The sequence below is a fragment of the Peptostreptococcaceae bacterium genome (assembly GCA_016649995.1).
Lineage (GTDB): Bacteria > Bacillota > Clostridia > Peptostreptococcales > BM714 > BM714.
On record JAENWJ010000079.1, the window covers coordinates 1 to 5,487 of the forward strand.

General features: G+C 38.9%; 6 protein-coding genes. All 6 read right to left on the bottom strand.

The genetic code is table 11. From position 1 onward, the window contains the following. Positions 1 to 224: 224 nt before the first annotated feature. Positions 225 to 959, bottom strand: coding sequence for a hypothetical protein (locus JJE29_09010; protein MBK5252754.1), 735 nt, complete (start codon positions 957 to 959; stop codon positions 225 to 227). A gap of 221 nt (positions 960 to 1,180) precedes the next feature. After that, positions 1,181 to 1,834, bottom strand: a complete 654-nt coding sequence (locus tag JJE29_09015; protein MBK5252755.1) for a hypothetical protein — start codon at positions 1,832 to 1,834, stop codon at positions 1,181 to 1,183. 30 nt (positions 1,835 to 1,864) lie between these two features. Beyond that, on the bottom strand, positions 1,865 to 3,058 hold the full coding sequence (locus JJE29_09020) for a pyridoxal phosphate-dependent aminotransferase (GenBank protein ID MBK5252756.1): 1,194 nt from the start codon (positions 3,056 to 3,058) through the stop codon (positions 1,865 to 1,867). Then, entirely contained in the window at positions 3,040 to 4,170 is a 1,131-nt protein-coding gene (buk, locus tag JJE29_09025; protein MBK5252757.1) for a butyrate kinase, read from the bottom strand. The genes JJE29_09020 and buk overlap by 19 nt, the downstream gene beginning before the upstream one ends. A gap of 21 nt (positions 4,171 to 4,191) precedes the next feature. After that, on the bottom strand, positions 4,192 to 5,094 hold the full coding sequence (locus tag JJE29_09030; GenBank protein ID MBK5252758.1) for a phosphate butyryltransferase: 903 nt from the start codon (positions 5,092 to 5,094) through the stop codon (positions 4,192 to 4,194). Further along, positions 5,085 to 5,487 (bottom strand): indolepyruvate oxidoreductase subunit beta (locus JJE29_09035; protein MBK5252759.1); only part of this gene is annotated, 403 nt, incomplete at its 5' end. The genes JJE29_09035 and JJE29_09030, both read right to left, overlap by 10 nt.

The following is a 5,487-nucleotide window of genomic DNA, read 5'->3' on the forward strand; positions in this document are numbered from 1 at the left end:
AACTTGCATTCATGAAAGCTAACGGTTCTTATGATTTTTTAAAAGTTTTTAACATAAAAAGCATTGCTTAAATAACGAAACATTATTCCTCATTTAGTCCACTTTTGCAATGGACTAGCTTCGCTATGCCTAAATTTAAGGGATCTCTAAACAGAACCTTTTCTATAACCCGTTTTCATGGGATTAAATGAAATTCATTGAATTTTTGTGTTTAGTTTTCGAGGTCACTCTTTTAGCATTGTCTGTACTTGTTTTTCTGAATATTTACCTGAAAAACATAACTCAACTAGCCTTCTACTAGGTACTCCTCCTGATCTCTCGGGTGACATAGTCCCTTCGTCATCAGCTACAATATCCTTAATTTTGCCAGCATCCACTAAATTGCTTGTAATGCCTCCTCCCATGTGGGTTACAATATATGTAGCTTCACTTATATTTAAGTTGTCTCGGCTAGCTTGTTCAAAGCAAGTTGCTCTACTATTTAGGACATGTGTGAGAAATGGTCTTGATAATTCAGGCACACCCGATAGTGTAAAGATCTCTTCTGGAGTACCACAACCACATACCATATCATATGCATAAGCATTTATTCCCACTTCGTTTGCCAATTCAAAAGCAATTATTGGAGCAAGATTTGATACATGAGGTGCCAATGGTTTTTTAGATGCTTCTACAAAATCTTTATCAACCAAATATGCACCAGTTTCTAGTTCTCCTATTACACCACCCCTAGCGGCAATAGCAGATAGCTCCGAAACTGCAACATTCATTTCTTTGAGATAGCTAATTACTGCTTCCTTTCTGAAATTAAGTTGTTCATTTATATTGGCAAATCTCGTAATAATTTCTGAAGAATGTTCTATACTCTTGTTATTAATTTCACATTCTCCATTATACAATGCAACTTTAGTCGATGTAGAACCAGGGTTAATGACTAAAATTATTTTTTTATTATCCAATTTAATACCTCCTTTTAGTTGCAGCAACTTATAATGTACGTATAATCATCTCCAACCATGATACCTGCGCATTGTTTACTGCTCATTGCATTGGTGCCAAAATCAGTTAACACATCAATATAGCAATCCTCACCACGCAAATAGAACATATTATATTTTGCAACGGCAATGACTTCGATTTCAACCAGTGCATCTTTCGGAAGTCTAGCCTGAAATTCGAATCAGTACCCCTTTTTCAGACTTAAAATAACCCCCAAAACAATCGAAAGGAATGCTGCAAACATTATTTGGTATTCGCCTGGAAGCATGAAGCATATAGTGTGCACCGGTATCCAAAATAGGGGAATGGTTTTCATAATAGTAAAACCCATAAGCGTTTTAAAATCGATACTAGAAATAACGTTTTCTACTGATATCTGTCTTTTTTCACACTTTAAATTAATCATTGTGTCGGTTACTTTATGTGATATCATGAGAGCCATTCCGAAAGTTGCATTCATAATCAAGCTAGTCAAAAATGCTGACCAAATGCCTCCGACTTTTCCGTCGATAATACCAGATTGAATAATGAATGCGACTCCTCCAGAATAGACCTTGAACATTAATGCAATAACGATCCCAAAGAAACCCCAAACGACAAACTTTGCAACAACTCCTCTCGGAAATTGCCAGCATTTTTTTTCGAGGCGGGCAGCAAATAATTCGCCAACTGTTGCTAATAACGAAAATTTAACAAACCCCATTAGGAAAGGATGTATTGCGGTAACTTCTTTAAATACAGACCTGGTCTGAGGAATGCAAAGGATCAACACAAAGACTGCCCCAATTAACAAACAGAAAATCATCGGGAAAATGCTGCCAATTCTTTTACTCATACTATACTCCTTATCAAACATATTCACTGCCTAATCCGCCAAAGCGATTTCCCTGTATAGATCTTCAAACTTTGGAAGTGCATTTAAAATTACCTCATGTGATACACAATACACAATTCTTACATACCCCGGGCAGCCAAATGCTGTCCCCGGCACAACCAGTAGTAAATGTTTTTTGGCCATCTCTGAAAATTTTATGTCATCAATCGGCGTTTTCATCCACAAGTAAAATGCGCCTTCAGGCTTCACGTATGTATACCCGATTTTCGACAGCCCGTCAGCTAAGGTGTCACGGTTACGTTTGTAGAAATCTACATTTGCTTTTTCATCGAGGCACTTCTCCACTGCCAGTTGTATCAGTGAAGGAGCATTAACATAACCTAGGATTCTTGTAGCAATATTGGCGGCGGCTATCATATTTTCAAAGTCTTCAATACAATTCGGGATTACCAGATACCCGATTCTATCCCCCGGCAAAGACAGAGATTTGCTAAAGGAGTAAGCCACAACCGTATTATCGTAGTATTTTGTTATATAGGGCACTTTGATATCACCCTCATATACCAATTCTCTATATGGTTCGTCTGAAATCAGGAAGATATCAATATTGTATTCAATTTGCTTTTTCTTCATGATTTCAGTAAGTTGAACAATAATCTCTTCAGTATAAACTACTCCCGTCGGATTGTTTGGCGTGTTTACAATAACAGCCTTCGTCTTCGGACTAATTAATCGATCAAATTCGCTTAGATTCGGTTGAAACGAAGGCTCATTCGGCGGTACAACAATCAGTTTTGCATCATAATTCGAAGCATAATTTTTATATTCGCCGAAAAACGGCGCGAATACAACAACTTCATCTCCTGGATTAATTAACGTTTTCAAAATTACGTTTAATCCGCCAGCGGCTCCGACAGTCATGGTTATGTTTTTCCCGGTAAAATCAGTACCAAACTTGCTATTGATGGAATTCGCGATGGAAGTCCTTACCGATTCATATCCAGAATTGTTCATATATCCATGAATGTATGTCGGTTCAAATTCTTCCATTACCTCTGTTATAGCTTTTTTTACCGCCGCCGGTGGCGGTAAATTTGGATTTCCTAAACTAAAATCGAAGACATTATTTTCACCATAAATGGCTTTTAGTTTTTTCCCTTCCTCAAACATTGCCCTGATCATCGAATTGCTACTAATAAGTTCTGTCATTTTTTTTGAAAGCATTTCTCTTCCTCCTTTGTTTGATGTTTGAATCCAGAAGGCCAAATGTATTCTCTAGCCTTCTCTTCCCCTTTTAGCAGTCTTGCTCCGCCTTGAGCTAAAGCTTCTATCTCGTTTTCTCCCGGCATTACAACCACCGGTGCAATTGCGCTTACATACTCTCTGATCATATCTATCAGTGCATTTGAATAAGCGGCTCCGCCTGTAAGTATAATTGCATCGATCTTCCCTTTCAATGCGATGGAATTTAATGCAATTGCTTTGGCGTTCTGGTATGCAAGGGCATGAAAAATCAGCCGTGCATATTCATTCCCCGAAGCGATCATTTCCTCTACCACCCTGCAATCGCTTGTCCCTAGCAAAGCATACATTCCGCCCTTCCCTCTGACCTTTTTGATCATTTCTTCTTTTGTATATTTTCCCGAATAACATAGTTCAATCAATTTAAAAGAGGGAATGCTGCCCGATCTTTCTGGTGAAAATGCTCCGTCATCATCTCCTGTGGATTCAATAATCTTACCACTCTGGTAAACCGAAACCGAGCAGCCGCCTCCAAGATGCGCTATGACAAGGCGCATGCTTTCAAATGGCATCCCGATTGATTTCGAATATTTTATTGCCATTGCTCTTGAATTCAAAACATGACACATGCTAATCCGCTTTATCTCCTCAAAGCCTGTGACTTGTGCAGTTTCAGTCAGGTCTCCTGCAGTTACCGCATCATATATATAAGCATTTTTTTCTATCGAATCAGCGATATGCTTTCCAATCAGCCCACTGAGCTGAGAAGCATGATTCTGAGTAATATCGTTTCTCCCCAAAGCTTCATATAAATCGTCATTTACCTCATAGGCTCCGGTCGTAATTTTAGGATACATAATCAATCCACCGCGACACATGACAATATCAATGGTATGCAAATCAAAGCCTGAGGCCTCAAGCGATTCCTCAATGATGCCCTTTCTGTATTCTGCTTGCTCGTTCGAGCTTCTAAAATTGTTTAAAATCTCAGAATCATGCAAAATATTATTTGATATAAGTGGCATATCATTTTCATATACCGCAAATTTAGTGGTGGTTGAGCCGGTATTGACAACAAGAATTTTATGATTCATTTCATGCACATCCCTTCCGAATTATCGTGTTACTGCTGCGGCAAACATCAGTGAGAGATACTTTTCTTCCGAAGAAGCGCTCCTCGATGTCAGAACAATTGGCACTTTCGCGCCCATGATGATTCCTGCCATTTTGGTATTTCCGGATATGGTTAAGGACTTGCCTACCATATTTCCTGCCGTCATGGATGGCATCAACAATATGTCAGCATCTCCCGCTACTATACTGTCATACCCTTTAATAATTGCTGCCTCTTTACTCATAGCCAGATCGTAGGAAATGGGGCCTTCAACATAGCAATCTTTAATTTCTCCTGTCTCACATAGCTCCATTAATTTGAGCGCCTCGACCGATTCCGGAGCTTTTGGATTCACCACCTCAGCACCAGCCATAACAGCGACTTTAGGACTTACAATTCCAAGACATCTCAAAGCTTCTACCGCATTTTCCAGGATCGCTTTTTTTTGAGCAAGGTCCGGATTTAAAATCATCCCCCCGTCTGTTATGACAATAAGCTTATAATACGTTGGAATTTCAAAGAGGCCGACATGTGACATAACCTTACCCTGGTTTATGCCTGTTTCTTTGTTTACAACCTCTTTTAGAAGTGTCGCTGTTTGTAATTTCCCTTTCATAAGGAAATCCGCTTTACCTTCTCTGATGAGGGAAACCGCAATTTCCGCAGTCTGCTGTTCATCCTCGGCATTAATGATTGGGGAGTCAATCTGAAAACATTTATTTTTTATAATCATGTTGATTTTATCTTTGTTACCAATAAGCACCGCCTTGATGAGACCCGCCTTCATCGTAGTATGAATCCCTTCAAGGGTGTGCTCATCATCCGCACCTGCAACAACTACTGTTTTCTTTTCCGCATTCCCATTCATAAGTGCAATCAAATCATCGAAGTTTTTCAGCATAATGCATACCCCGCTTCAAACGCTTTGACATTTATGTCGAAGAAGGAAGGTTTTACATTTTCTTTAATAATTTTTTTCCAGTTAATATTTTCAAGACCCATAAGCTTAACCGTTGCACCAAGTAAAATCATATTCATAACCTTGCCATTCCCAAGTTTGTCAGCTTCCTTTGTCGCATTTATAACTTTAGTTGGTGCCGCGTTACATATTTCTTCTAATATATTCTCAGAGTATTCCTGCATTCCCATAATAACAGGCATTGGGTTGATTTCATGGTCATTCACGACAACTTTTCCGCCTGGTCTCAGGTATTCAAGCCATCTTAATGCTTCCATTTTTTCAAAGGATACCAATAAATCAGCTTCTCCCTTTTCAATAACTGGAGAAAAAACCTCT

Excerpts from the sequence above, each read along its gene's own strand:
- JJE29_09015 (MBK5252755.1), bottom strand. The coding sequence starts at position 1,834 with ATGAGTAAAAGAATTGGCAGCATTTTCCCGATGATTTTCTGTTTGTTA.
- JJE29_09020 (MBK5252756.1), bottom strand. The coding sequence starts at position 3,058 with ATGCTTTCAAAAAAAATGACAGAACTTATTAGTAGCAATTCGATGATC.
- buk (MBK5252757.1), bottom strand. The coding sequence starts at position 4,170 with ATGAATCATAAAATTCTTGTTGTCAATACCGGCTCAACCACCACTAAA.